This is a genomic window from Streptomyces sp. 4F14 (assembly GCF_048159485.1).
Classification (GTDB): domain Bacteria; phylum Actinomycetota; class Actinomycetes; order Streptomycetales; family Streptomycetaceae; genus Streptomyces.
This window is the reverse complement of record NZ_JBLRVY010000003.1, coordinates 374,078-399,080: the sequence shown is the minus strand read 5'-3', so window position 1 is coordinate 399,080 and position 25,003 is coordinate 374,078. Positions and strand designations below refer to the sequence as shown.

22 protein-coding genes are annotated in these 25,003 nt (G+C 72.6%); 8 read left to right on the top strand and 14 right to left on the bottom strand.

The window, feature by feature from the left end; translation table 11 throughout:
- The first annotated feature begins 226 nt into the window (after window positions 1–226).
- The gene (locus tag ACLZOT_RS06495; RefSeq protein WP_416967860.1) at window positions 227–1,444 is read left to right on the top strand and encodes a M14 family zinc carboxypeptidase; all 1,218 of its coding nucleotides are present in this window, start codon (window positions 227–229) and stop codon (window positions 1,442–1,444) included.
- Between the two features lie 6 nt (window positions 1,445–1,450).
- On the opposite strand, the gene ACLZOT_RS06490 is transcribed toward ACLZOT_RS06495, so the two are convergent.
- Window positions 1,451–1,846, bottom strand: a complete 396-nt coding sequence (locus ACLZOT_RS06490; RefSeq protein WP_416967760.1) for an SSI family serine proteinase inhibitor — start codon at window positions 1,844–1,846, stop codon at window positions 1,451–1,453.
- A gap of 63 nt (window positions 1,847–1,909) precedes the next feature.
- The gene (locus ACLZOT_RS06485) at window positions 1,910–2,461 is read right to left on the bottom strand and encodes an FHA domain-containing protein (protein ID WP_416967759.1); all 552 of its coding nucleotides are present in this window, start codon (window positions 2,459–2,461) and stop codon (window positions 1,910–1,912) included.
- A gap of 142 nt (window positions 2,462–2,603) precedes the next feature.
- Here ACLZOT_RS06485 and treZ point away from each other — a divergent pair, with 142 nt between their 5' ends.
- The gene (gene treZ, locus ACLZOT_RS06480) at window positions 2,604–4,349 is read left to right on the top strand and encodes a malto-oligosyltrehalose trehalohydrolase (protein ID WP_416967859.1); all 1,746 of its coding nucleotides are present in this window, start codon (window positions 2,604–2,606) and stop codon (window positions 4,347–4,349) included.
- Window positions 4,350–4,427: 78 nt separating this feature from the next.
- On the opposite strand, the gene ACLZOT_RS06475 is transcribed toward treZ, so the two are convergent.
- The 4 genes from ACLZOT_RS06475 to ACLZOT_RS06460 all read right to left on the bottom strand — a co-directional run bounded on the left by ACLZOT_RS06475 (window position 4,428) and on the right by ACLZOT_RS06460 (window position 8,315).
- Window positions 4,428–5,342: an aminoglycoside phosphotransferase family protein gene (locus tag ACLZOT_RS06475; protein WP_416967758.1), complete on the bottom strand. Its 915-nt coding sequence runs from the start codon at window positions 5,340–5,342 to the stop codon at window positions 4,428–4,430.
- A gap of 47 nt (window positions 5,343–5,389) precedes the next feature.
- The gene (locus ACLZOT_RS06470) at window positions 5,390–6,511 is read right to left on the bottom strand and encodes an aminopeptidase P family protein (RefSeq protein WP_416967757.1); all 1,122 of its coding nucleotides are present in this window, start codon (window positions 6,509–6,511) and stop codon (window positions 5,390–5,392) included.
- Between the two features lie 217 nt (window positions 6,512–6,728).
- The gene (locus ACLZOT_RS06465; RefSeq protein WP_416967756.1) at window positions 6,729–7,331 is read right to left on the bottom strand and encodes a PDZ domain-containing protein; all 603 of its coding nucleotides are present in this window, start codon (window positions 7,329–7,331) and stop codon (window positions 6,729–6,731) included.
- A 126-nt stretch (window positions 7,332–7,457) separates the two neighbouring features.
- Window positions 7,458–8,315 (bottom strand): LysR family transcriptional regulator, encoded by an 858-nt coding sequence (locus tag ACLZOT_RS06460; protein ID WP_416967755.1) that lies wholly within the window; start codon window positions 8,313–8,315, stop codon window positions 7,458–7,460.
- Between the two features lie 88 nt (window positions 8,316–8,403).
- Here ACLZOT_RS06460 and ACLZOT_RS06455 point away from each other — a divergent pair, with 88 nt between their 5' ends.
- Window positions 8,404–9,135, top strand: a complete 732-nt coding sequence (locus ACLZOT_RS06455) for a glutamine amidotransferase-related protein (RefSeq protein ID WP_416967754.1) — start codon at window positions 8,404–8,406, stop codon at window positions 9,133–9,135.
- Between the two features lie 36 nt (window positions 9,136–9,171).
- On the opposite strand, the gene phsA is transcribed toward ACLZOT_RS06455, so the two are convergent.
- Together phsA and cyc2 are read right to left on the bottom strand one after the other, a co-directional pair.
- Window positions 9,172–11,016 (bottom strand): O-aminophenol oxidase PhsA, encoded by a 1,845-nt coding sequence (gene phsA, locus ACLZOT_RS06450; RefSeq protein WP_416967753.1) that lies wholly within the window; start codon window positions 11,014–11,016, stop codon window positions 9,172–9,174.
- An 87-nt stretch (window positions 11,017–11,103) separates the two neighbouring features.
- Complete coding sequence (gene cyc2, locus ACLZOT_RS06445; protein WP_416967752.1) at window positions 11,104–13,299, bottom strand: germacradienol/geosmin synthase Cyc2; 2,196 nt, start codon at window positions 13,297–13,299, stop codon at window positions 11,104–11,106.
- 222 nt (window positions 13,300–13,521) lie between these two features.
- Between cyc2 and ACLZOT_RS06440 the strand changes: the two genes are divergently transcribed.
- A complete protein-coding gene (locus tag ACLZOT_RS06440) occupies window positions 13,522–14,295 on the top strand; it encodes an alpha/beta fold hydrolase (RefSeq protein ID WP_416967751.1) in 774 nt (257 codons plus the stop codon).
- 4 nt (window positions 14,296–14,299) lie between these two features.
- On the opposite strand, the gene ACLZOT_RS06435 is transcribed toward ACLZOT_RS06440, so the two are convergent.
- The 3 genes from ACLZOT_RS06435 to ACLZOT_RS06425 all read right to left on the bottom strand — a co-directional run bounded on the left by ACLZOT_RS06435 (window position 14,300) and on the right by ACLZOT_RS06425 (window position 17,338).
- Complete coding sequence (locus ACLZOT_RS06435; protein WP_416967750.1) at window positions 14,300–15,469, bottom strand: damage-control phosphatase ARMT1 family protein; 1,170 nt, start codon at window positions 15,467–15,469, stop codon at window positions 14,300–14,302.
- A 222-nt stretch (window positions 15,470–15,691) separates the two neighbouring features.
- Window positions 15,692–16,348, bottom strand: coding sequence for a ScbR family autoregulator-binding transcription factor (locus ACLZOT_RS06430; protein WP_416967749.1), 657 nt, complete (start codon window positions 16,346–16,348; stop codon window positions 15,692–15,694).
- Between the two features lie 72 nt (window positions 16,349–16,420).
- Window positions 16,421–17,338, bottom strand: coding sequence for a ScbA/BarX family gamma-butyrolactone biosynthesis protein (locus ACLZOT_RS06425; protein ID WP_416967748.1), 918 nt, complete (start codon window positions 17,336–17,338; stop codon window positions 16,421–16,423).
- A 180-nt stretch (window positions 17,339–17,518) separates the two neighbouring features.
- Between ACLZOT_RS06425 and ACLZOT_RS06420 the strand changes: the two genes are divergently transcribed.
- Window positions 17,519–18,166: a ScbR family autoregulator-binding transcription factor gene (locus ACLZOT_RS06420; RefSeq protein ID WP_416967747.1), complete on the top strand. Its 648-nt coding sequence runs from the start codon at window positions 17,519–17,521 to the stop codon at window positions 18,164–18,166.
- A 145-nt stretch (window positions 18,167–18,311) separates the two neighbouring features.
- Here the strand turns inward: ACLZOT_RS06420 and ACLZOT_RS06415 are convergent, their stop codons facing one another.
- Window positions 18,312–20,105, bottom strand: a complete 1,794-nt coding sequence (locus ACLZOT_RS06415) for a S8 family peptidase (RefSeq protein ID WP_416967746.1) — start codon at window positions 20,103–20,105, stop codon at window positions 18,312–18,314.
- A 369-nt stretch (window positions 20,106–20,474) separates the two neighbouring features.
- Between ACLZOT_RS06415 and ACLZOT_RS06410 the strand changes: the two genes are divergently transcribed.
- Window positions 20,475–21,380: a lytic polysaccharide monooxygenase gene (locus ACLZOT_RS06410; RefSeq protein WP_416967745.1), complete on the top strand. Its 906-nt coding sequence runs from the start codon at window positions 20,475–20,477 to the stop codon at window positions 21,378–21,380.
- 18 nt (window positions 21,381–21,398) lie between these two features.
- On the opposite strand, the gene ACLZOT_RS06405 is transcribed toward ACLZOT_RS06410, so the two are convergent.
- The gene (locus ACLZOT_RS06405; protein WP_416967744.1) at window positions 21,399–22,037 is read right to left on the bottom strand and encodes a Tat pathway signal sequence domain protein; all 639 of its coding nucleotides are present in this window, start codon (window positions 22,035–22,037) and stop codon (window positions 21,399–21,401) included.
- Between the two features lie 634 nt (window positions 22,038–22,671).
- Between ACLZOT_RS06405 and ACLZOT_RS06400 the strand changes: the two genes are divergently transcribed.
- Entirely contained in the window at window positions 22,672–23,346 is a 675-nt protein-coding gene (locus tag ACLZOT_RS06400) for a DUF6230 family protein (protein ID WP_416967743.1), read from the top strand.
- A 4-nt stretch (window positions 23,347–23,350) separates the two neighbouring features.
- The gene (locus ACLZOT_RS06395) at window positions 23,351–23,872 is read left to right on the top strand and encodes a DUF6114 domain-containing protein (RefSeq protein ID WP_416967742.1); all 522 of its coding nucleotides are present in this window, start codon (window positions 23,351–23,353) and stop codon (window positions 23,870–23,872) included.
- 777 nt (window positions 23,873–24,649) lie between these two features.
- Here ACLZOT_RS06395 and tatA read toward each other — a convergent pair.
- Window positions 24,650–24,931 (bottom strand): Sec-independent protein translocase subunit TatA, encoded by a 282-nt coding sequence (tatA, locus tag ACLZOT_RS06390; RefSeq protein WP_416967741.1) that lies wholly within the window; start codon window positions 24,929–24,931, stop codon window positions 24,650–24,652.
- Window positions 24,932–25,003 lie beyond the last annotated feature (72 nt).

The window sequence follows — 25,003 nt, the reverse complement described above, 5'->3', positions numbered from 1 at the left end:
GGCGCGCGCCGCCGGTCGAGCGCCCAGCTCGCGCCCCCGTACACGCGCCGTGCCGCGCGCCGGGCGTGCGCGCCGACGCCGTACACCCACCGCTGCGCTTCCGGCTGCTCTCGCGCACCACCGGTCACCTACGTGCTTGACAGCGTCTGGCGGGCGTGGGGTAGTGGAGAGGGCTGTGCAGGACCTGTGACGGGGGTGAGTCTTGCCGGAGCCGCGCTATCCCACGTTGGCCGAACTGACGTCATCCGCGCGCGCGTTCACTGTGCGGCGTCCCGGACTGTGCGGGATGCGCCAGGTGGGGGTCTCGCGCGCGGGACGGCCGCTGCACCTGCTGTCCGTCGGGCACGCGCGCCGGGCGGTGCTGGTCGTGGCGGGGGCGCACGCGAACGAGCCGACGGGCGGACCGACGCTGCTGTCGCTGGCCGAACGGGTGCTGCGGGAGCGGCGGTTGCGCACCGGGCGGTCGTGGCACTTCCTGGTGTGCGCGGACCCGGACGGCGCGAGCCTGCACCGCACGCCCGCGCCGCGCAGCCTGCTCGACTACCACCTGGGCTTCTACCGGCCGGCCGGTCCCGAGCAGCCGGAGTGGTCGCCCGCCGCGCTGCCCCCGGACCGGCTGCCGCCCGAGACGCGCGCGCTGACCGGCGTCATCGACGAGCTGCGGCCCTACCTCCAGGTGTCGCTGCACGGCACCGATCTGGGCGGCAGCTGGGTGCAGTTGACGCGGGACATCCCGGGGCTCGCGGCGCCGTTCGCGCGCTCGGCGGCACACTTCCGGATCCCGGTGGAGACGGGCGCCTCGGACGCGGCGGGCTGGCCGGTGTCGGGGCCCGGCGTGCACGTGATGCCGGGGCCGGGGGCGGGCGCGGCGTACCCGAGCATGCCGGACGACGCGCGCCACAGCACCTGGTACCGCACGCACCGCTACGGGGGCCTCACGGCGGTCGTGGAGGTGCCGATGTGGGCGAGCGACCTGGTGGACGACCGCGCGCCCCACCCTGACCCGCCGGCGGCCCTCAGGCACCTGTCACGCCGGCTGCTGGACGACGCGCGGATGGTCGAGGAGGTCCACCGGGAGGCCCTGCCGCGCCTGTACGGCCCCGAGGGGCCCCTGCTGCGGGCCGCGCGCTGGGGTCTGGACCTGGTGCCGGGCCTGGCCTCGGACTGGGCCCACACGCGCCCGGCGGACACCACGCGCGCGTACGTCAGCAGCGTCGACGCGTTCGCCCGGCGGCTGCCGCTGCGGGCGGCGGCGATGCTGCTGCGGGTGCTGCGCGAGCACGACGACCGGGCGGCGCCCCGGCTGGAACATCTGGTGCGGGTGTGGAGCGCCTCGTTCGCCGACCAGTTCCACGCCCGCTGGGTGCCGCTCCCCCACCAGGTGGAGCACCAGTCCCGCACGGTGGTCGCGGCGGCGCTGCACGCGCGCGGGAGAGCGGCTTAGGGAACGTCAGCGGTCCAGCGCGAACACGTCGCCGGTCTCCGCTCCCATCTGGCACTTGTTGTCGAAGGTCTTCTCGTAGTGCACGGACTTTCCGTCCCACTGCCCACGCGCGCGGGCGGTGACGGGGGCGTACTCCAGGGTGCACATGATGTCCCGCGGCGGGACGGCCCCGATGTCGCCGCCGGCCTCGGCGAGCTGCGCGCACGCCTCGGCGGCCTTCGCATGCCCCTGGGGGACGTCGTTGCACACCAGGAGCGTGCCGCGCATGTCGCTGGACTGGCCCTTGTTCTTGGTGACGCTGATCTGGAGCCAGTTGCCCGGCAGCGCGCTCTGCGCGGCCTGGGCGGGGGCGGTGAGGGCCGTGAGGGTGAGGGCTGCGGCGAGGACGAGGAAACGTGTCATGTCGTACGCATCGGCACGACGGCCGTCCCGCCCCACCCGCCTCACCCGAACGTGCGCCGAACGTCAGTCCGCCGCGAGGCGGTACTCCACGCGCCCGAAGGAGATCTGGTCGCCCTCCCGGACGATCGCGGCGCCGATGACGCGCCGGCCGTTGACGGTGGTCCCGTTGGTGGAACCGAGGTCGCGCAGCACCCACATGCCGCCCTGGTGGCTGAGTTCGGCGTGCACGCGCGAGACGGTCTCGTGGGTGAGGCGCAGCCCGTTGGCGGGGTCGCGGCCGATGCGCAGGGGGTGTCCGGCGCCCGGGAGGGGCAGCAGGAGCTTGGGGAGCCGTTCGGCACGCCAGGCGTTGCGCAGCCGGACCGTGAACCCGGAGACCGCCTCGACGGTGCCGAACACCACGCGCGAGAGGCGCTTCTCGCGGGGCAGGTCGGCGGTGAGGGCGGCGAGTTCGTCGGAGCGGCGCGCGGCGAGCGCGAGTTCCATGCGGCGGATGAACGTGTCGTGGGACAGGCGGCCCATGGCGACGCCGTCCCGCAGCACCTTCAGCGCCTTGTCGCGCTCCCCGTCGGAGAGCCGCGCGGGGTACGTGTTGAACTCGAAGGACGACGTCACGCTGGTGATTGTCTTTCAGGAGCCCCCGGGTGTCCAGAAAACCGGAGAACGGCCGTCCCCGCGCGCGTAGCCGACGGGTTTCCGGGCAGACCGCCTGTCCATGGCCCACGATGGACGGGCCACCGACGAAGGGGAACCGTCCGTGCAGTTCGAGGTGTGGGCACCGCAGGCCGGCCGTGTGACGCTCCACGGCGACGGCATCACGCGCGCGCTGGAGCGCGATCCGCAGCGCGCGGGCTGGTGGACGGGCGACGCGGAGGCGTCCGACGGCACGCGGTACGGCTTCGCGGTGGACGACGGCCCCGTCCTGCCCGACCCGCGCTCGCGCCGCCAGCCGGACGGCCCCGACGGGCTGAGCGCGGTCGTCGACCAGGACGCGTACGCGTGGCGGGTGCCGTGGGCGGGGCGCCCGTTGCAGGGGGCGGTGCTGTACGAGCTGCACGTCGGCACGTACACCCCCGAAGGCACTCTGGACGCCGCCGCGGACCGCCTCGGCCATCTCGCCGAGCTGGGCGTCACACACGTCGAGCTGATGCCTGTGTGCCCGTTTCCCGGCACGCACGGCTGGGGGTACGAGGGCGTGTCCCTGTGGGCCGTCCACGAGCCGTACGGCGGCCCTGCGGCCCTCAAGCGGTTCGTGGACCGGGCGCACGGGCTCGGGCTCGGCGTGGTCCTGGACGTCGTGCACAACCATCTGGGTCCCTCGGGGAACCATCTGCCCGCGTTCGGGCCGTACTTCACGGACACGCACCACACGCCGTGGGGTGCCGCCGTCAATCTGGACGCGGCCGGGTCGGACGAGGTCAGATCGTTTCTGCTGGGCAGCGCGCTGGCGTGGCTGGGGGACTTCCGGCTGGACGGGCTCAGGCTGGACGCGGTGCACGCGCTGCGGGACACGCGCGCGTACCCGTTCCTGGAGGAGCTGTCGGAGGCCGTGGACGCGCTCGCCGCCGAGACCGGGCGGCCGCTGTTCCTGATCGCCGAGTCCGATCTCAACGACCCCCGGGTGATCACCTCGCGCGAGCGCGGGGGCCTCGGACTGCACGCCCAGTGGAACGACGACTTCCACCACGCCCTGCACTGCGCGCTGACCGGTGAGGCGCAGGGGTACTACGCCGACTTCGCGCGCGCCCCGCTGGCCGCGCTGGCGAAGACGCTGACGGGCGGTTTCTTCCACGACGGGACGTACTCGGCGTTCCGGGGGCGCCGGCACGGCCGTCCTGTGGACCGGTCCCGGACGGCCGCCCACCGGCTCCTGGGCTACAGCCAGACCCACGACCAGATCGGCAACCGCGCGCAGGGGGACCGGCTTTCGGCGTCCCTCCCGCCGGGCCTCCTCGCGTGCGCGGCGGCGCTGACCCTCATGGGGCCGTTCACGCCGATGCTGTTCATGGGCGAGGAGTGGGCCGCCTCGACGCCCTGGCAGTTCTTCACCGACCACACCGACCCGGACCTCGCGGACGCCGTACGGCGGGGCAGGCGGCGGGAGTTCGCGGCGCACGGCTGGGCCGAGGAGGACGTCCCCGACCCGCAGGACCCGGCGACCCGCGGCCGCTCCTGCCTGGACTGGTCGGAGCCCGGCCGGGAGCCCCACGCGCGCGTGCTGGCCTGGTACCGCGACCTGATCGCCCTGCGCCACACCCACCCGGACCTGACCGACCCCGACCTCACCGACCTGCACGCCGCCCACGACGAGGAGGCCCGCTGGCTGGCGTTGCGCCGGGGCGACGTCCGTGTGGTCGTGAACCTCGGGCCCACCCCGGCGGACATCCCCCTGGGCACCCGCCCGGTCCGCGCCCTGGCCTCCTGGGGGCCCGTGGAGCCTCCGGGGGCCGACGGGGTGCTCCGGATGCCCGGGGAGGCTTGCGCGGTCCTGGAGCAGGACTGAGGGGTGTTCCGGAGCCGCGGGCCGAGGGGCTCATCAGTCCCGCCCACCGGGCTCCCCCGGCGCTCCCCTCCCGCGCCCCTACTCGTCGTCCTCCCGCAGCTCCGTCACCCGTTCCAGCAGGATCGCCTCCCACGCCCGCTTCAGGCGCGTGCGGGCGAGGGGCAGTGCGGCCGGGGGGCCGTCGAGGCGGTCGGCGAGCCGGATGACGCTCTCGCAGCGGGCCAGCCACAGGCCGCGCAGGCAGGGGCGGGGGCCGTAGCCCGCCAGGGTGGCCGCGCGGACGGCGGCGCCGGAGCCGACCGCGAGGACGAGGCCCCCGATGTCCTCGGCGGGGTCGCCGAGGACGGCGGCGGTCCAGTCGAGGACGCCGCGCACCCGCCCGTCGGCGCTCACCACGAGATGCTCGCCGCGCAGCCGGTGGTGGACGAGGACGGCGGTCCCGGGCTGCGAGGCGAGCTGCGCCGCGCCGGGCGGGGTGAGCTGGGCGAGCCGGGCCGCGTCGAACTCGTCGGCCGCCGCGAGGCGTTCGGCGGCCTGGACGGCCATCCGGCGCAGCGCCTCCAGGGAGCGCGGGGCGGCGCGCGGCACGCCCAGCGACTCGGCCTGCCGGGCGGTCACCTCGCGCAGCCCGCCGAGCAGCCCGGCGAGGTCGGCCTCGCCGACGGCCGACACGTCGTGCTCCTCGGCGGTGCCGCCGGGCACCAGCGTGTCGAGGGTGTACGTCAGGCCGGGCGCCCATTCGCCGTGCGCGACGCTGGTCGGCACGGCGACCGGCACGTGCGGGCGGACGACGTCGCGCAGGCGCAGTTCGCGGCGCTGGCGCAGGGCCGCGTCCCGGTCGGGGGCGAGGCGCAGGACGTGGCGGGCGCCGACCCACCACGTGGAGTGCCCCTCGCCCTCGGTGACGGGGCGTACGCCCGGGTCGCCGTTCTTGAGGAGGCTGTGGGCCAGTCGGCGGACGGTGTCCGCGGTGGGGGTGGGTGCCTGGGTCATGGTCGCGCCGTCACAGGTGGGTGGAGTAGGAAGGGGCTCCTCGGGGCTCAGTGCACTATGGCCATCTCGCGCGGGGTGCGGTTCAGCCTGCGCCCGCCGTCCTCGGTGACCGTCACGATGTCCTCGATCCGCACCCCGAACCGGCCGGGCAGGTAGATCCCGGGCTCCACGGAGAAGCACATGCCGGGGACGAGGACCTGCCGCTCCCCCTCGATCATGTACGGCGGTTCGTGGGTCGTGACCCCGATGCCGTGCCCGGTGCGGTGGATGAAGTACTCGCCGTACCCGGCGTCGGTGATCACCGCGCGGGCGGCCCGGTCGACGTCCTGGCAGGCGGCGCCGGGGCGCACCGCGCGGAACCCGGCCTCCTGCGCCTCGCGCACGATGTCGTGGACCCGGCGCTCCTCGTCGGTGGGCTCGCCGACGTGGACGGTCCGGGTGGTGTCGGAGCCGTAGCCGTCCTTGAGGCCGCCGAAGTCGAGGACGACCATGTCGCCGTCCTGGATGACGCGGTCGCCCATCTCGTGGTGCGGGTTGGCGCCGTTGGGTCCGGAGCCGACGATCGTGAAGTCGACCTGCTGGTGGCCGTGTTCGCGCAGCAGGCGGGCGAGGTCGGCGCCCACCTCGGACTCGCGGCGCCCGGCGAAGCGCACCGCGCGGATGCCCTCGAACGCCGCGTCGGCGGCGGCGCCGGCCGCCGTCATCAGTTCCAGTTCGGCCGCGTCCTTGACGGCCCTGAGCATGGGCAGCGCCTCGGTGAGGGCCGCGTACGCCGTGCCGGGCAGCGTCTTCTGGAAAGCCAGCAGGTGCAGCGCCCACGCGTTGTCGCTGACGCCGAAGCGTCCGCGCGGGTCGAGGAGGGCGGCCGTCGCGGCGTACGGGTCCTTGCCGTCGGTCCAGTCGTGGAAGGTCAGCGCGGGCGCTCCGGGCGCCTGGGCGGCGTCGGGGGCCTCCAGTGCGGGGACGACGAGGACGGGGTCCTGGCCGGGCGCGAGGACCAGGAGGGTGAGCCGCTCCGTCTCGGCCGTCGGGGCGTAGCCGGTGAGCCAGACCAGGTCGGGGCCCGGGGCGACGAGGAGGCCCGCGAGTCCCGCGTCGGCGGCGGCGCGGGCCGCCCGCTCCATGCGCGCTCGGTAGTCCTCGGCGGTGAAGGGTGCGGTGGCGTTCATCGGTGCCTCCGGGCGGGTCAGGGGCTACGGGCAGCATCCTGCCCGTGCGGCGGGGGCCGCGCGAGCCGGTCGCCACGCGTCGCACCAGGTACGGCACGCCGCGCGGCTGCGTCCCATCGTCGCGCATCGCTCGGACGCGGGACGGAAGTTTTCCACAGCCCTCCGCCACTTATCGGCTGATCATCCACTATGACCGCCGGGACCGACTCGTCCGGGCTCACAGCACCACCCCGGGGACGACGGTCAACTGCTGGTAGCCGCCGCCCCGGTGCAGCACCGTGAGCTTGACCTCCTTGCCGGGTTCCGCCTTCCCCACCGCCCTGACCAGGTCGTTCGCCGAGTCGATCCGGGTGGCGCCGAACGTCAGCAGGACGTCGCCGCGCACGAGGCCCGCCGTGTATCCGGGGCCGGGGACGTGGACGGCGACGATCTCGGCGCCCGCCTTCCCCGCGTCGACGGCCTCCACGCCGAGCGCGGCGCGCGCGGGCGGGGCGGAGGCGGCCGGGGCCGGGGAGGGCGTCACCGGCGCGGGCGTGCCGGACGCGGGTGTGCCCGGCGCGGACTTGGTCCCCGGGGCCGCGCGGGCCGCCAGTTTCTGCATCTCGGCCAGTTTGCTCATGCCGATCACCGTCGCCCCGACCGTGCCGAGGCCGACGCCGGCCAGGACGAGGACCGTCGCGGCGAAGAACCCGAGCAGCAGGGTCGTGATCCGCCGCCCCCGGCGTCGCGCGGCGTGCGGGCGCCGTACGGGTCCGCCGCGCTCACCGCCCCCGGGCTCCCGTCCGGGCATCGGTTTGGGCCGCAACGCAGTCTGTTCCATGGCGATCGCCTCCGGCAGGTGCTCTACCCTGCGGGCCCCGCCGCGACGTGCCACGAACGAGTGAGACTGACCTCCGGTCAAAGGAGGTAGGAGCCCCGTCCGGCCTCGTCGGACACCCCACGCGCCTCACCCCAGCGCCCCCGCCAGCTCCTCCGCGGCCCCCGACAGCACCCCCGCGTACACGCACTCCACCCGATGCACGACCCGAGGCCCCGCGAGCGTCACCGTGACCGTCCCCGGCGCCCCCGCCCCCGCCGAGACCGGCAGCAGGGCCAGGCCGTGGCCCGCCGCCACCAGGGACGTCAGCGTGCGGACGTCCGTGCCGTCGTAGCGCAGGGCGCCCCGGAAGCCGTGGCCCCCGTTCGCGGCGCGCAGGTGGGCCAGCGGGAGGCCGGTGTCGGGCGCGTCGATCCAGCGCGCGTCCGCGAGGTCGCCGAGGTGCAGGCCGGGGCGCTGCGCGAGGGGGTGGGAGGCGGGCAGGACGACGCCGGCGGGCTCCTCCGAGACGCCGTACGTCGTCAGCGGGGCGACGTCGGGCAGGCGCAGCGGGTCGCTGGGGGCCGCGAGGCCGTCCACGAGGCCGAGGTCGGCGGTGCCGGTGGCGACGGCGGCGGGGACGTCCGCGCGGGCGAGGACGCGGACCGTGACGCCGACGGGCGGGAGCGCGGCCAGGACCCGGGCGCCGAGCGCGGTCGGGGAGGCGGCGAGGGTCAGTCCGTACGCGGGCGCGGTGGCGAGGCGGGTGACGTCCGCGCGGGCCGCGTCCAGGCGCAGGAGGAGGGGCGTGGCGTGTTCCAGGAGGCGTTCCCCCGCCGTCGTGGGGGTGACCGGGCGGCGGGTCAGGAGGGGGGCGCCGAGGTCCTGTTCGAGCGCCGCGATGTGCTGGGAGACGGCCGACTGGGTGTAGCCGAGTTCGCGGGCGGCCTCGGAGAAGGAGGCGAGGCGGGCGACGGCGACGAAGGTGCGCAGGAGGTGGGGGTCCATGTCCGCCAGGGTGTCATCAGTTCTGCTTATCGAGGGTGCAGGAATCATCGTTGGACGTGAACTCGGGGCGTGTTCCAGGATCGTCGGCATGACAGCACGCATCGCTCTGGTCGGGGACCGTTCCCCGCACGTCGTCTCGCACACGCGTCTCCCGCTGCTGCTGGAGGCGCTCGCCGTCCGGGACCGGCTGGTCCTGGACGCCTACTGGATCCCCACCGAGGACGCGGCGCGGGAGGGCGCCCTGCGCGGCTTCGACGCGGTGTGGGTGGTGCCGGGGAGCCCGTACCGCAGTGAGGAGGGCGCGGTGGCGGCGATCCGGCACGCGCGCGTGGAGGGGGTGCCGTTCCTCGGGACGTGCGGCGGGTTCCAGCACGCGCTGCTGGAGTTCGCGCGGAGTGCGGCGGGGCTGCCGGACGCAGCGCACGCGGAGAACGACCCCGGCGCCGAGGCACCGCTCTTCGCGCCCCTCGCCTGCTCGCTGGAGGGGCACGCGGACACCGTCCTGCTGGCGCCGGGCTCCCTCGCGCACCGTGCGTTCGGCTCGGAGCGCAGTGTGGAGCGCTACTCCTGCCGGTACGGGCTGGCCCGCCACGAGGACGTCCTGACCGCGCACGGGCTGCGTTTCTCGGGGCGGGACGCGGCGGGCGCACCCCGGGTCGCCGAACTCCCCGGGCATCCGTTCTTCCTGGCGACGCTGTTCCAGCCGGAGCTGTCCGGCGACGGCTCGCGCCCGCACCCGGTGATCAGGGCGCTGGCGCGGGCCGCCTTGGAGCACGCCTCCCGCGCGCGTGCGGGTCAGCCGGCCGGGCGAGGGTGCTGACCTGGGGCTCGATCACGCCTCCCGCGCGCGTGCGGGTCAGCCCGTGTGACCTCCGTGTCCGCCGTGGCCCCCGCCGCCGTGGTCGAACTTCAGGGCCTCCGGGGGCATGACGACGAAGGGCCGCATCATGCCCATGTCCTCGTGCTCCAGGAAGTGGCAGTGGTACATGAACCGCCCGTAGGCGCCGTCGAAGGTGCCCATGACGCGCAGGCCCTGGCCGCCGAGGGCGCGGAAGACGTCCTTGTAGCCCTGTTCGTTGGCGGGGATCGGCACCACGTCGGGCTTCAGGGCGATCGGGGTGGCGGTGCCGCCGACGTCGGGCCGGAAGCCCGAGACGTCGTACACGTCGCGGCCCATGATCTGGAAGTCGGCGAGGTGGATGTGCATGGGATGGGCGAACCCGGCGAGGTTGAGGAACGTCCACTGCTCGTAGGTGCCCTCGGCGACGGTGAAGCCCAGGCCGTCGTTGAAGGTGCGGGAGATCCGCCGGTACGTCCTGGGCGTGCCGTCGGCGCCGGTGATCTGGATGATGCCGTCGGCGGGGAGCTGGATGCCGTCCGGGTTCTCCAGGCGCTGCATCTCCCAGATCTCCGGGTGTCCGCCGCCGCCCTTGGTGTTGGGCGGGGTGAGGACGATCATCCGGTGTTCGTGCGGGGTGTCGTGACTGATGCGGCGGAAGGAGCCGGAGAGCACCTCGGGGAGTTCGAAGGTGTCCGGTTCGCACGCCTCGCCGACGCGGAACTGCAGCACGTCGGGGTAGCGCACGTCGCCCGCCGGGTCGGGCACGCCGGGGGCCTGGTTCGCGCCCTTGTTGACCAGTCGTAGCGTGCGGCCCTCGAATCCGCGCAGGTCGAAGAGGAGGTCGAAGCGCTCGGCCGGGGCGGCGATCAGGGCGGGCATGGCCGCGTCGAAGTCGATCGGCACGGCGCGCGGGAGGAGCCCGCCGTCGCTGCCGATCTGGTGGACGACGCCCGGCACCGGGGTGTCGTTCTCGTCGAGCAGGACGAGGTTGTAGATGCGCGCGTTCGACGCGTTGACCAGCCGGAAGCGGTACCAGGCCGCCTCGACCTCCGCGTACGGCCAGATGCGGCCGTTGACGGTGGAGTAGGGGCCGCTGAACGGGAGCGAGACGGGTTTGCCGGTCTCGGCGTTGATCCCGAGCATCTGCGTCTTGTGCAGGAGGCGGCCGTTGAGGCGGCCGTCCTCGTCGGTGTCGAGGTTGCGGTCGGCGAGCAGGAGCGGGATCTCGCGCGCGCCCGCGGGGAGCCCGAGGGCGTCCTCCTCGTCGTCGCGGATCAGGTAGGTGCCGTACAGGCCCGTCATCACGTTCCACCGCGTGATGTTCATGGCGTGGTCGTGGTACCACCACTGGACGGCCTGGTGGTCGTTCGGGTACTCGGAGAGCTGGGCGTCGCCGAAGCCCACCGCGTTGTCGGCCCAGCCGTCGTTGCCGCCGCCCGTCTGGGCGCCGTGCAGATGGGTCACCGACCAGGAGGGCAGGGCGGCGACGTCCTTGTTCGGCTCGACGCCCTCGCGGCCCGGTTCGGTGGTCGTGCCCGGGCGCTGGACCTCGACGGCGGTGACGGGGTACTCGCCCTCCGGGATGCGGTTGGTCCACGCGATGCGCACGCGCTGTCCCCGGCGGACCTCGATGGTCGGGCCGGGCACCACGCCGTCGTAGCCCCACATGAGGGTCGGCGGCAGCTGCGGGTGCAGGCGCACCCACGCGGGGCGCAGGGCGATCTCGGTCTCGTGGGTCACGTCCCCGTGCGCGGGACGCAGTACCGGCGGGACGGTCAGTGGTGCGACGTACGGCGTCAGCTCGCCGGCCGCCGCCGCTGTCGCGGCGTTCTCGGTCGTCTTCTCGACGGTGTCGGTCATGAGGCACTACCCCCGTAGTGGTCCGGTTTCGGTCGTTCCCCTCACCCCGGAAGACTCCGTCAGCCTCCCCAGGGTTCAGTGAATGTCCTATTCCGCAAGAGAAAGTCCTGAAAACACCGTGTTCGCGTGCTGACCGACGGCCACCGGCGCCCGGTCCGGGAGGAAACCGTGCGCGCGCGTGGCGAGGTGGTCCGCCTTGTAGCGGTCGACCTCGCGGTGCCAGTGGAGGATCCCCGACATCCAGTTGCGCAGATCGGCGACGTAGGCGTCCATCCCCGCGCGCGCGTCGGCCGACAGGCCGAAGTCGTCGTACAGGACGGGCAGTTCGTGGGCGACGATGTGCTCGAACTGCTCCATGCGCTGGTTGATCAGATCGGCCACGATCCGTACGCCCGTGGGGTAGTCGCAGCCGAAGAAGTTCTGCACGACGAGGATCGCGTTGTGCAGCTCCCCCTCGTACTCGATCTCCTTCTGGTACGAGAAGACGTCGTTGAGGAGCGCGCCGTAGTCGATGGCGGCGTTCTCCAGGGAGCGCACGGGGCCGCTGGCGTACACCTCGGGGGGTACGGCGGGGCCGAGGCCCAGGCGGCACATGGTCAGGGTGAGGTCGGAGCCGAAGGTGGCGCGGCGCATCTCCAGGTAGTCGACGGGGTCGGGGACGCGGTTCTGGAGCTGGTTGGACAGCTCCCACAGCCAGCTCTCGGTCATCTTGTCGACGGTCGCCCTGAAGGCCCGGCGCTCGTCCGGGGTCATGTCGGCCGCGGTGTCCGCCCACAGCTCGGCGAGACCGCGCTCCAGGCCGCCCACGGGCGCCGGGGGCGTCTCGCCGTCCTCCACCGGCATGCACGCGCTCAGGCGCGCGGTGGCCACGCGCGCGCCCGCGAAGTCGCCGCGCCGGCCGAAGACGAGGGGGTAGTAGTCGTCGGCGTACGTGCCCCAGGCGAGCCAGCGCGAGCTGAGGTCCAGCTCGCGCGCGTCCGCGTCCGGGTCGATGCCGGCGGAGCAGAGCGGGAGGTCGGCGGCGCGCAGCCGGTCCTCGTCCCAGACGCCCTCGTCCAGCATGCCGGTGGCGCGCATCCAGGGGACGAGCCGCTGCCGGGCGCCCTCCAGATGCGGGCTGAGCCGCACCTCGTACGGCATCCGCAGCTCGGGCAGCAGGGACGGGCCGACCTTCTGGTACGGCACGTGCGTGTACGCGCGCAGACGCTCGGCGGCGGCCGAGGCGAGCAGCCCGGCGACGCTCGCGGCGGACGTCCCCGGGCCCGTCAGGCGCTCCCAGGGGTTCACCTGGCGGGCGTTCTTGTTCATGTAGCGGCTGGAGCGCATGTGCCACTCCTGGCCGCCCGACTGCCAGTCCTGGAGGCCCTTGGTGTAGGCGCCGATCGCGGCCGCCTCGTCGGGCCGCAGGCCCTTCTCCAGGGCGATCGCCGGGACCTCGGTGAACGCGGTGTGCTCGAACTGGTGCAGGCGTGAGGTCAGGATGTCGTTGACGGTGTCGGCGGCCTCCTGCGTCGTGCAGCCGAAGAAACGTTCCAGGACGAGGACGCCGTTGCTGTTCTCCCCCTCGTCGAGGACCTCGCGCTCGTACGAGAACAGGTCGTTGCGCAGGTGCACGGCGTCCGAGAAGGTCTCCATCAGCACCCTCAGCGGGCGCGTGCCGGCGACGGCGGCGGGCACCTCGGCGGTCGCGTACTCGACGAGCCCCGCCGACCAGGGGGCGCCGCCGACCTTGCGGCGCATCTCGATGTACTCGACGGGGTTGGCGATACGGCCCTCGTCGATGTTGGACAGCTCCCACATCGACTCGTTGAGCAGGTGCTCGGTGGCGGTCGCGAACCGGCGCCGCCAGTCCTCGGACATCGCCGGGACCGTGCGCGCCCACAGGTCCGCGAGCCCCGCCTCCACGGGGTTGAGGGGCTCCGGCACGGGCGTCGCCAGGTCCAGCGGCATGAACAGCGGCAGCCGGTCCAGGTGGGCCTTGCCCGCGGCGCGGTCCGGGGTGCGCTTGTACATGTCGAGGAAGTGGTCGTCGAAGAAGAACACCCACACGTACCAGTCGGTGATCAGCGACAGCGCGTCCGCGTCGCAGTCGGGGTGCGTGTACGCGCACAGCAGGCCGTAGTCGTGCGCCTCCAGGTCGGCCTGCTCCCAGATGCCCGAGCCCTCCAGCATGCCCATCTCGCGCGCCCACGCGGTCGAGTGCGCGCGGGCCTGTTCGACGTGCGGGTTCAGCCGCGCGGGGTGCGGCATGTAGAAGTGCGGGAGTTCGAACGGCTGCGTCATGGCCGGGCCCTACCCAGGCCCCCGGAGGGGCATCCGTTCGGCGGCACATGATCACACCATCGCGTGAATCCGGCCCGAACGGTTGCGCGAGCGCCGGAGTGCGGACTCACACGAGGGGCGCGCGTACATCCCGTACGCCGCCGCGCTCGACGCACACACCACCCCGCCCACGCCCCGTACGCCCTCTTGCCCCCGCCCCCGACCGCACCGCACCGTGGCCCCATGACGACCCCCTTCGCGCTCCCCCACGAGCTGCACGGCGACGGCCCCCACAAGGTGTTCGCGGTGCACGGCTGGCTCGCCGACCGCACGGCGTACGCGCCCGTCCTGCCCGACCTCGACCGGGCGGCGTTCCAGTACGCGCTGGTCGACCTGCGCGGGTACGGCGCGGCCTGGGAAGTGGGCGGCGCGTTCACGACCGCCGAGGCCGCCGCCGACCTCGTGGAGCTGGCCGACCGGCTCGGCTGGGAGCGTTTCTCGGTCGTCGGGCACTCGATGGGCGGCGCGATCGGCCAGCGGCTGCTGGCCCAGGCGCCCGACCGGGTACGGCGGCTGGCGGGCGTGTCGCCGGTGCCCGCGTCGGGGCTCGACCTGCCGCCGGAGCAGTGGACGCTGTTCGCGGAGGCGGACCGGCGCCCCGAGAACCGCCGGGCGATCCTCGACGTCACGACCGGCGGTACGCGCCCCGAGGCATGGCTGGACCGGATGGTCTCCCGCTCCCTCGCGGTGAGCGACGCGAAGGCGTTCCGCGCCTGGCTCGACTCCTGGGCCCGCGAGGACTTCCACGCCGACACGGAGGGCTCGCCGGTCCCGGCGCTCGCCGTGACGGGCGCGCTGGACCCGGCGCTGTCGGCGGAGTTGATGTGGGCCACCTGGATGCGGTGGTACCCGAACGCCGAGCTGTACGAACTGGCGTCGGCGGGCCACTACGCCATGGACGAGACGCCGTTGGAGCTGATCCGGGTGGTGGAGGACTTCCTGAGAGCGGACGACTGACCGCTCACCGCACCTGGATCAGCGCCCGCGTCCCCCCGATCCGCCACCCCTGCCCCTCGGTCGCCGTGAGCGCCGCCTCGGTCTCGGCCGAAAGCCCGGTGATCACATCGGACTTGAGGGTCCGCAGCGCGGCGACCGTCCCCGGGAAGTACGCGGTGACGTCCGCGAACGGCGTCGTCGGCGGCCACAGCCGGTCCCCCACCAGGCGCCGGTAGTTGAGGTCGCCCTTGAGGATCGTGACCGAGGCGTCCGCGAAGTCGGCGCGCAGGTCGTCCGGCATCTCCTCGTACGCCAGCGGCGAGGCGGAGAAGGGATGCGCGCGGACGACGAGACTCCCGTCGGACAGCGCATCCCACAGCCGCCGCCCGCACTCCCCGGCGACGCCGGGAGCCGCGGCCAACTTCCGTACGGCGTCGAGGACATCGGCGTAGGTCGCGTCGGAGACGTAGTACGGGTACGGCTTGACGTGCAGGACCGCCCGCGCGATATGACGCTCCGTCAGGAGGTGGTCCAGGAACAGGAGATCGGGGACGAGTTCGCGTCCGGCGTTGTCCGCGACCAGGCAGATGCTCGCGGCGCCTTTCAGGGCCGCCCACAGTGCGTCGCTGTCGTCGGCGACCAACGCCGGTACCGCGGCGCGCTCTTCGGCTCCGGCGTCGGAGAGGCGGAAGCCGAGGTCGGCGCGGTTGCCCCAGAGCGAGCCGTGCAGGAGAGCGCGGCCGCGCTCTTCGGCGGACAGGGACGTCAGGTCGTCGAGTGCGGCCAACTCCTCGGCGGTCTCGGGGGAGTCGAGTTCCGCGAGTTTGAACGGGCGGAAGGGGTCGATGCCTTGGCCGGTGCCGGGGCCGAAGTAGCCGACGGCTTCGAGGAGTAGCCGGTAGAAGTAGCTCTCCGACCAGAGCCAGGGGACGTCGTACCAGGAGGTGCCGAGCAGGGCGTCCAGGCCCCAGGACCGCCAGCGGTCGCGGTCGGGGGCGTCAGCGGGGAGCGGCTCCACGACCCCCTCCGTACAGGTGGCCGAGAGCGCGTCGAGGGCGCGGGCCGTGGCGGGGTCGTACGGGAACGCCTCGCGCACCTGGCGGATGATCGCGGGGTGCCGTTCGGCGAGGACGGAACGGCGGAAGGAGCCGGGTTCGTCACCGAGGAGCACCGGCGGGGCGGGGGTGTGGGGCATGCGGATCACCGTATCGCGCGGCCGGGCCCCGTCACCGGCCCTCCGCGCCATGCCCCACACGGCACGGCGGACCCGCGTGCCCGCCGTACGACCACCTGTCCCCCGTCGGCCTTGTCGAAAACGCTTCCTGAAACGGTTTTAGGACACATGCGGGCCGCGCCGGATCCGCGCGGCACCACCAACTCGCGTCCCACCGGGGCACTTGCGCCCCGGGTGGGTGTTTCAGGACACGCACGCCGCCGTGATCTCCCGCTCCAGGCGCGAGGCGAGGCTCAGGTAGCGCGGGCGGCGCGGGACCGGGACGAGGCCGCGGATCAGGACGTACCACATCTCCGCCATGCGGCGCGGGAGTCGGCCGGACGCCTCGCGGGAGCGGCCGACGACGCGGGTGCCGACGAAGAAGCAGACCAGGGAGTGCGCGACGGCGTCGATGTCGACGTCCTGGTGTATGTCGGCCTCGCGGACCGCCCCGGACAGGCCGCGGTTGACCAGCTCGCCCCACTCGGAGAAGGGGTGGCGCAGCGGGGGTCTGACCGCGACTCCGCCGGTCGCGAGTCTCAGCCCGGCGCGGGCGATGGGGCCTTCGACGGACAGCCGGGTGAGGCCGAACGTCAGGCGCATCAGCGCTTCGAGGGAGGAGTAGCCGCGGTTGTCGATCTCGCCCGCGACGCGCTGCGACGCCTGGGACTGGAGTTCCATGATCGCGTGGGCCAGGTCCTCCTTGGCCGCGAAGTGGAAGTACAGGGCGCCCTTGGTGACTTGGGCGTGCTCGACGATGTCACTGAGGCTCGTCGATTCGTAACCATGCCGGTCGAACAGATCGGCGGCTGCCGTGATGATCGTCGCGCGGGTCTGTTCGGCGCGTAACTGCCTCGCCATCGCCTGGAACACTCCTGGGCCGGTAAAAGAACGGGTCATGCCGTTTGTTTCTCACCCCCTGTACACAATAACTCACCCTGCGGCGGCGTCGACCCCACACTCGAAGACTGCCGACTCCCTTTGCACGCCGACGACTTGGAGGTGTCCGCCGCCTTCGTCGCGAGCCTCTATCCAGACGGGTTCGTCCAGTTCAGCGTACCTGTGGAAGACCGCCCGGTAGGCGCTGGGGCCCGGTTTCCCCGGAAGTGCGCGGCGGGCCGCCTGGCGGGCCGCCTCCAGCAGGAGCATCCCGGGAACGTGATCGAGCGGATGGTCGAAGAAAACGGGGTGTGCGGTATTTACCCGGAGCTGCCAACGGCCCCCGGGCGCACCGGGATCGGGGTCGGGGGAGGCGAGGACGACGTCGGTCGGCAGGGCGCGGTCGACGGCCTCCGGCGGGAGCCCCGGCGGCAGCGGAACGGCTTCGATCGTGCCGGCTGTCCGGCCGCCGCGCAGCCTGCGGTAGACGGCCTCGCCGACGCAGGTGAAGGCCACGTCGGCGGTCGCGGCCGGCTCGCCGTGGCACAGCACGCGGGCGGTGTAGCGGCAGGCGGCGGGACGGCGGCCGCGGAACCGGACGTCGGTGAAGGCGAGTTCGACGGTCGGCTCGGCCGGCAGCGGGCCCACCTCCAGCCGGTGCGGGTCGGTGGCGACGTCGAACCCGTTCAGCACGAACTGCTGGTCCAGGGGGACGCCGTACTCGGTGTGCATGATCAGGGTGCCGGCCTGCCGGACCGTCTCCACCACCAGCAGCGGGTCGTAGGAGTGCCAGTCGACGGACACGTGTAAGCCATGGGCACGGGGCCACTGTGCGTACACGGTGAAGCGGTCGGGTCCGGTGCGCTCCCAGCCGGTGAGGAGCGTCTCGGCGAGGGCCGCGCGGTGGACGAACTGCCGGGGGACTGTTGCCGTCAGGGACGGGGTGTCAGCAGACTGCCGCGGTCGGGTCATCGCATCCTCCCTACGGTCACCCGCGGGGCCACGGCAGACGGTGAATCGTCCACACAGTGAACGTTAGAGTGCGAGGCGACCGGTTTGGCATCAATGAGATCAGTCCGCAGCATCCTATGATCGGGCCGAACAGACACACGATCGCGGGATCGGCCAACTCGGTTCCGCGGAGGGGCTCTTATGGCTAAACAGGAGCGCGCCATCAGAACGCGCCAAGCCATCGTGGAAGCAGCCGGTGAGGTTTTCGACGAACACGGTTACACGTCCACCACCATCGCCATGGTCCTGGAGCGATCCGCCGTCACCAAGGGCGCGCTGTACTTCCACTTCCCGTCCAAGGAGGCGCTGGCGCAGGCGGTGCTGGGCGAGCAGGTGCCTTTCGGGAGCGTCCCGCCGCAGGCGTGCAAGCTCCAGGAGATCGTCGACATGACGTTCGTCGTCGGCCAGCGCCTGCTGACCAGCTCACTGCTGAGGGGGAGCATCCGCCTCGCCGTCGACCAGGAGGCGCCGGCCCGGATCGACCACGGCGGGCCGTTCCGGCAGTGGTCCGAGCGCCTGGAGGAACTCCTCGAACAGGCGCGGGAGCGGGGCGAGTTGCTGCCGACGGTGCAGCCCCGGCAGACGGTGGAGCTGCTCGTCGGCTGCTTCAGCGGGATCCAGCTGATGTCCCGGGCGCTGACCGGGCGCGCGGACCTCGGTGAGCGGCTGTCGGTGCTGTGGACGCACATCCTGCCCAGCATCGCCGTACCCGGGCTGCTGCCGGCGCTGGACACGAAGGCGGACCGGGGGGTGCGGGTCCTGGAGGCACCCGAACGGGTGGCCTCGTAGAAGACTCGTAGAAGGACTCGCAGAAAGAAACGTTTCCGGGAACACGACGACGGCGGACCTGCCGGTGTCCATCCACACCGGCCGGTCCGCCGCTTCTCGTGAGGCGGGATCAACTACTCATCGCGCCCAGGAAGTTGACGGTTCGTCAGAACGTCAGCTTCCAGCTGTTCAGGGTCCCCGTGTCCTGCGCGGCGCTGTCCTTGACGCGCAGCTTCCAGGTGCCGTTCGCCGTCTCGCTGGACGCGTCGACCGTGTACGTGGTGACGAGGTTGTCCGTGGAGTCGGAGGAGGCGGTCTTCAGGCTGTAGACCGTGCCGTCGGGGGCGACCAGGTCGATGACCAGGTCACCGCGGTAGGTGTGGCTGATGTCCACGCCGACCTGAAGGTTGGCCGGGGCGTTGCCGGTGCGGCCGGTGACGGAGATCGAGGACTCGATCGCGGCGGCGTTGTCCGGGACGGCGACAGCCGTCGTGTTGGTGAAGACGGCGCCCGTGGAGCCGCCACCGCTCACCGCGGCCACGGTCTTGGCGGCGTCCGCGAGGCCCGCGCCGCAGCCGCCCGAGCAAGCGCCCGGCAGGGCACGGGCGTTGGCCTTGATGGCCGACTCGATCTGGGCCGGGGTCAGCGCGGAGTTGGCCGACTTCAGCAGCGCGGCGAGGCCCGCGACGTGCGGGGTGGCCATGCTGGTGCCCTGGTAGTAGGAGTAGCTCTCGGCGACCGGCGTCTTCGTGCCGGAGTTCAGCGTGGAGAGGATGCCGTTCGCGGTCGCGGTACGGGTCTCGCCGCCCGGCGCCGAGATGTCCACCAGGGAACCGAAGTTGGAGTACGACGCCTTGGCGCCCGCGCGGTTGGTCGCGGCGACCGAGATGACGTTGTTGCAGTTGCCCGGGTTGTGGTTCGCGACGTTGTCGCTCTCGTTGCCCGCGGCCACGACGACCGTCGTGCCCCGGCCCACGGCGCCGTTGATGGCGTTCTGCGTGGCCGTCGAGCAGGCGCCGTCGCCGCCGAGGCTCATGTTGATGACCTTGGCGACGTTGGCGTTGGCCGGCACGCCGGAGACGGTGCCGCCGGACGCCCAGGTGATCGCGTCGATGATGTCGGAGTCGTAGCCGCCGCACTTGCCGAGCACACGCACCGGGGAGATCTTCGCGCCGTGCGCGATACCGGCGATGCCCTTGCCGTTGTTGGTGACGGCGGCGATCGTGCCGGCCACGTGGGTGCCGTGCCAGGAGGAGTTGGAGGCCGGGACGCCGGCGGCGCACTCGTTGGCGTTGTACCAGTCGCCCGGGTCGGCCGGGTTGTTGTCGCGGCCGTTGCCGTCGACGGAGACGGCGGTGTCGGCGATGAAGTCGTAGCCCGCGACGATGTTCGAGGCGAGGTCGGAGTGCGCGACGTAGCCGGTGTCGATGACGGCGACGGTGACGCCGGTGCCCGTGGTGGTGTTCCAGGCTGCCGGAACGTTCATGCCGGCGGTGGACTCGAAGAGGTCCCACTGCTTGGCGTACTCGGTGTCGTTCGGGTCGGCCTGCGGCTGGTTCAGGCGGTCCGGGACGACGTAGGCGACCGAGGGGTCGGCCTTGTACTGGGCGACGACGTCGGCGACGTCCGTCTTGGAGGCACCGCCGAGGTCGACCAGGGCGGCACCGGTGCCGAGGCGGCGGCTGAAGTCGGCGTCCTTGGCCGTGGCGTCGGCCTCGGCGGCCGTGTTCGAGGTGGCCTCGGCCGCGCCGGACTTGTAGCCGACGATGAGGCGCTCGGCGGTGACGCCGGGGGCGGCCTCGGTCTGCGCGGCGGACACGGGCGGCAGCGCGGCGGCGTCCTGGGCGGGCGCGGCCACGGACGGCAGGGTCGTGCCGGTCAGCAGGGCCGCGGAGAGCGCGGCGACCGATATGAGCTTGCGCCGCAGAGCGGGGGAAGTACGCAAAGGGGTGCCTTTCATGGCCGGCTCCGGGCACAGAGGCGGGAGCGACGGTCGAGATCGCTTCGGCGTCGAAGCGGCGTGGGGTGCGTCGAGATGCGCGCGATGGCGGGCCAGGCGGGTCGGCCGACCGGTTTCGGGATCACCTGTGGGTCGGCTGTGGTGGAACGATAGGCAAAGAGCAGGTCATCGGGATACAGGGGAAACCCTCGATCACATCGAGAGAACCCCATTTCCAGCGGCAGTTGAGGCGGAGATGTCCGACTTCGGCCACGCCCTGGGCAAAAGAACGGAAAGTGTTTTCCGACGGCATCTCTGCCGATCACTGAACGCCGGGGCACGGGCAGCCGTACGTGTCGGGTGCAGCCGTTCCCGAGGAGGCGTTCCCGCATGTTCCGTCACCGTCTGATCCCGCTCACGGCGGTCGCGTTCGGCATGCTGGCCGCCGGTGCGGGGCCCGCCGCCGCGCACGGCGCCCCGACGACCCCGGTGAGCCGCGTCTTCGCCTGCTCCCCCGAGGGCGGCGCGAACGCCGGTACGGCGGCCTGCCGCGCGGCCGTCCGGGCCAACGGCGCGTCCTTCGCCCAGTGGGACAACCTGCGGGTCGCGGACGTGAACGGGCGTGACCGGCGGACGATCCCGGACGGCGAGCTGTGCAGCGGGGGTCTTCCCGCCTACAAGGGGCTCGACCTGGCGCGGGACGACTGGCCCGCGACCGAGCTGAAGCCGGGGGCGACGCTGCGGATGACGTACGCGTCGACGATCCCGCACACCGGGTCGTTCAAGCTGTACCTGACGAAACCGGGGTACGACCCGGCGAAGCCGCTCACCTGGTCCGAGTTGCCGGCGGAGCCGTTCGCGGTCGTCAAGGACCCTCGACTGACCGACGGGGCCTACCGGTTCAGCGCGAAGCTGCCCGACGACCGTACGGGGCGGCAGGTGTTGTACACGATCTGGCAGAACACGAGTACGGCGGACACGTATTACTCGTGCTCGGACGTGGTGTTCCCGGAAGCGGCGCAGAAGGAGGCCGCGCAGAAGGAGACTGAGCAGAAGGGGGAGAGTGTGCAGAAGGAGACGCCCCGGCCGGCACCGACGCCGACACCGACTCCGACACCCACCGCGGCTCCCAGCCCCTCGACGGCTTCCGCCCCCGCCGTCGCGAACCCGGACTCCACCCCCGTCGCGAAGACCACCGACTCCGGCCCCTCCGCCCCCGTGCTGGCGGGCGGCGCCGCGGCGGTTCTGGTGCTCGCCGGCGGCGCCGCCCTGTTCACGCGGCTGAGGCGCAGGTGAACGCCCCGTCGGATCGGGTCAGTTGACCGTCACCGGGTTCGTGCCGTCCGACACCGGCGCGTACTTCGCGGTGAAGTAGCCCGCGGAGAAGCACAGGGACGAGCCCGAGGTGCGGGTGAACGCCTGGCTGGTGAAGTTGATGCTGTTGTCGGCGTTGCTGGTGGTGCCGGTCAGGCTCGGGCCCTGGTAGACGCAGTTGATGCTGCCGAGCAGGGTGCGCAGGACGATCGTGGTCTGGATGACGCCACCGCTCGGCGGGTTCACCGTGAGCGCGCCGCCGGAGGCCGCGGAGACGGTGTAGGGCAGGTTGTTGACGGTGATGCTGGTGACGCCCGTGACGCCGAGGACGTTCGCGGTGCAGTTGCTGAAGGTGTGCGCGGTGAGCGTCTCGGTGGCGGTGCCGGGCGCGGTCGGGTTGTCGGTGACGGTGGCGTTGAACGCCGAGGTTGCACAGGAGATGCCGCTGGTGCCGGTCGCGCTGGAGTAGAACGTGGCGGCGGTGCCGCTGGCCAGGGAGGCGGTCAGGACGTCCCCGACGGCGACGTTCTCGCCGTTCGCGGTGAGGACGGCGTCGCCCGCGGCGGAGGCCGGGCTGATGGCCGGCAGGGTGAGGGCGGCGGCGGTGCCGAGGACGGCGAACAGGGAGCGAGCGCGCATTGCGGGTGCCTCTTTCTTTCGGGGGATTCACAGAGATGCCCGAGGTGGCCGGGGATCTCGAAGGGGGGTGAGCGGGCGGCGTCGACTGCCGGTCCGTGACGCCTTCTCCGTACGCGACGGACCGGTGGACAGCGGCCGGCCAGGAGGGAAGCGGCCGTGTTCGACGCCGTGGGGGATGCCAGGTGAGAGCGGACTCGGACGGAGGTACCCGTCCCAGGTGGGGACGGGTACGTCCGGTGAAGAAGGTCCGGGAGCGCGACGGACGTCGCGCTGCGGATCCGGCGCCACGGATCCGGGCTGAGCCAGGCAGAGTTGTAGACCTGAGGCTCAGTCAACGTCAAGGTGTCGAGCACAAGTTGGTGATGTGACGCACCGTCAGAAAATCTTGACTGTCAGCGGTACACCATGGGTGGCGCCATGATCCATGGTCGGCGCACAATGAACACCCTTTTTCCACAACTCCCTTGACCCGTAGTTGTAACCATCGGTAACTTCCTGGCTTGGCTACTGCCGCGTAACGAGAACGACCGTACGACTTCCGGGAGTTGTGGGGAGCGTGCACGGCAGCCGCTGTCCGCGCCAGGACAACGCGCCACAAAGCAACCTGCATGTACTAATGCCCATGGGAGCAGACATGGCCTCGTCCCCGGACGTCACACCGTCCGCCGAGAACACACCCGGGAGTCCGGGTAGCGGTACCACCGAAAGACGCGGCAGGGTCCGCGGGCGCCGGGCGGCGATCCTCGCCGTCCCCGCCGCCGTCGCCGCCGCGACGCTCGCCGTCCTGACCGCCGAGGGCGTCCTCGGCGTCCAGTTCGCGATCTCCGGCATGCCGTTCGTCGTCAAGGCCGACCTGCTCGAAGGGCAGGGCTTCGAGCAGTACGGCGGGCTGGACCACATGATCGAGAACAGCCCGAACGAGGGTGACACGGGCGGTCAGGTCCTCGTCGTGACCTCGGTCATCGGCAAGGGCAAGATCACCAACATGTGCCAGTCCGTCGACCTCGGCGGCATCCAGCTCATCCTGACGGCCGGCAACAAGGGCAAGAAGGTCGAGGTGGAGAACCTCGCGATCGACTCGGACGAGATCATGGGTAACGCCACGTTCAGCGAGATCGAGATCGGCCGCGACTCCAGCACCTTCGACCGGGTCCCCGGCTACAAGGGCCCGCCCGGTGTCTACGGCCAGCAGGCCAAGACGGTCACCATCGAGAACCTGTACCAGCACAACTACGGTGCGACCGCGGCCGTCTTCAAACTGCCCGACCTGCGCATGAAGTTCTCCACCAGCGGATGCCCGGGGACGTGACCCAGTGACCCAGCACGAACCGCCGGCCGTACCCGAGCCAGGGGCGACCGCGCCTGCCGTACCGGCGGAGTCCGCCGCGGCGGGCCCCAAGGCGCCGGCACGGCAGCGTTTCCGTCAGTGGCGAGGCCGCCGGCCGTTCGTGGGCGGGGTCCTGCTCACCTTCGGCGGCGCCGAGATCCTTCTCACCATGAAGGCGCCGCTCCCGGTGATCCTGCACATCGGCATGCAGGGGCTGGCGGGGTATCTCCTGCCGTCGCTCATGATCCTCTGCGGCCTGCTGATCCTGTTCAACCCGGCACAGCGGCTGTTCTACTCGGTCACCGCCGTGCTGCTCTCCGTGGGCACCTGGGTCACCTCCAACATCGGAGGGTTCATGATCGGCCTGCTGTGCGGTCTGATCGGCGGCAGCATGGCCTTCGGCTGGCTGCCCGACCAGGAGCCGCGCCGCACCCGGCGGCAGCGGCGCGAGGAATCCCGTTCGGCCGCGGAGGCGCTCCTCCCCAAGGGGGCCGGGGAGCCCGCCTGACTCCGTGACCGCACACGCGGTCCTCCAACGCACAGCAAGACACCGGCCGGTGCGGCCCGCTGCCACGCACAGCGGTCCGCACCGGCTTCGGCCTGTACGCGGCCTGCAAGGACCTGCGCGTCCGCCACGCCTCGGGCTCACACATACGGCAAGCTCGCGCGGGGCGCGGGGCGCGGGGCGCGGGGCGCGGGGCGCGAGGCGCGAGGCGCGAGGCGCGGCAACTGTTGGCGAAGCTTTTCCCCGGTCCGGCAGATCAGGCGACGCGAGGGCGAGGGCACCGGCCGAGCCGAGTCCGGCGCGTACGGCCGCGAGGCGGCGGAGTCACCGACGTCAGCCGGCGCGCGGCGGGAGACGCAGTCGGCGACGTGGTGGGCGACACAGCAGGCGACGCGATGGAAGCGCCTCCCCGCCGAAGGCCAAGGCCCACCTGCCCGACGGGCCCGGGGCAGCCGAACCGCCGCGAGACGAACCGCCCCCACCCGACGAGCCCGCCCCGGGAAAGGCGAGCCACCGTGGAACGCACCCTCTCCCGCCCGACAGACCCGGTCCGAGAGAGCCGAGCCACCACGGGACGCGCCCCTCCACCCGACAAACCCGGCCCGAGAGAGCCGAGGCGCCGTGGGACGTGCCCCCGCCCGACAGCCCCGGGGAGACCGACCCGCCACGACACGCACCGCCCCACCCGACGAGCCCAGGAGAGCCGCACCGCCGCAAGACGAACCGCCTCCCGCCCGCCGAGCCCGGGAACGCGCCCCCGCCCAGCCCGCCGTACAGGCTTCAGGCCGCCGGCGTCTGCGCCCGGGCCGCCTCCGACGCGGTCGTCACCGTGGTCGGCTCGACCGGCGGCACGGGGGTCACGGCGGACGGGGTCACAGGATCGGACGTCTCCGCGGGCCCCGTCGGGTTCTCCTCCTTCATCGCCTTCGCCTCGCTCTTGAGGATGCGCATGGACTTGCCGAGGGCGCGGGCCGTGTCGGGCAGCTTCTTCGAGCCGAAGAGGACGATGACGACGATCGCCACGATCAACAGGTGCCAGGGTTCCAGTCCGTTGCGGAGCATGACCTGATCTCTCTTTCGTCGAGCCTAGTCGGAGTCGCACCCCGGAAGGTTGCTACATTGCGCAACTGTACA

Bases quoted from the DNA above. Each gene is read 5' to 3' on its own strand.
- ACLZOT_RS06415 (WP_416967746.1), bottom strand. From the start codon at position 20,105: ATGAAAGGCACCCCTTTGCGTACTTCCCCCGCTCTGCGGCGCAAGCTC.
- ACLZOT_RS06420 (WP_416967747.1), top strand. From the start codon at position 17,519: ATGGCTAAACAGGAGCGCGCCATCAGAACGCGCCAAGCCATCGTGGAA.
- ACLZOT_RS06460 (WP_416967755.1), bottom strand. From the start codon at position 8,315: ATGGACCCCCACCTCCTGCGCACCTTCGTCGCCGTCGCCCGCCTCGCC.
- ACLZOT_RS06405 (WP_416967744.1), bottom strand. From the start codon at position 22,037: ATGCGCGCTCGCTCCCTGTTCGCCGTCCTCGGCACCGCCGCCGCCCTC.
- ACLZOT_RS06435 (WP_416967750.1), bottom strand. From the start codon at position 15,469: ATGCCCCACACCCCCGCCCCGCCGGTGCTCCTCGGTGACGAACCCGGC.
- ACLZOT_RS06425 (WP_416967748.1), bottom strand. From the start codon at position 17,338: ATGACCCGACCGCGGCAGTCTGCTGACACCCCGTCCCTGACGGCAACA.
- tatA (WP_416967741.1), bottom strand. From the start codon at position 24,931: ATGCTCCGCAACGGACTGGAACCCTGGCACCTGTTGATCGTGGCGATC.
- ACLZOT_RS06475 (WP_416967758.1), bottom strand. From the start codon at position 5,342: ATGACCCAGGCACCCACCCCCACCGCGGACACCGTCCGCCGACTGGCC.
- ACLZOT_RS06490 (WP_416967760.1), bottom strand. From the start codon at position 1,846: ATGACACGTTTCCTCGTCCTCGCCGCAGCCCTCACCCTCACGGCCCTC.
- ACLZOT_RS06465 (WP_416967756.1), bottom strand. From the start codon at position 7,331: ATGGAACAGACTGCGTTGCGGCCCAAACCGATGCCCGGACGGGAGCCC.
- ACLZOT_RS06430 (WP_416967749.1), bottom strand. From the start codon at position 16,348: ATGGCGAGGCAGTTACGCGCCGAACAGACCCGCGCGACGATCATCACG.
- ACLZOT_RS06410 (WP_416967745.1), top strand. From the start codon at position 20,475: ATGTTCCGTCACCGTCTGATCCCGCTCACGGCGGTCGCGTTCGGCATG.
- ACLZOT_RS06470 (WP_416967757.1), bottom strand. From the start codon at position 6,511: ATGAACGCCACCGCACCCTTCACCGCCGAGGACTACCGAGCGCGCATG.
- ACLZOT_RS06440 (WP_416967751.1), top strand. From the start codon at position 13,522: ATGACGACCCCCTTCGCGCTCCCCCACGAGCTGCACGGCGACGGCCCC.
- ACLZOT_RS06455 (WP_416967754.1), top strand. From the start codon at position 8,404: ATGACAGCACGCATCGCTCTGGTCGGGGACCGTTCCCCGCACGTCGTC.
- phsA (WP_416967753.1), bottom strand. From the start codon at position 11,016: ATGACCGACACCGTCGAGAAGACGACCGAGAACGCCGCGACAGCGGCG.
- ACLZOT_RS06400 (WP_416967743.1), top strand. From the start codon at position 22,672: ATGGCCTCGTCCCCGGACGTCACACCGTCCGCCGAGAACACACCCGGG.
- cyc2 (WP_416967752.1), bottom strand. From the start codon at position 13,299: ATGACGCAGCCGTTCGAACTCCCGCACTTCTACATGCCGCACCCCGCG.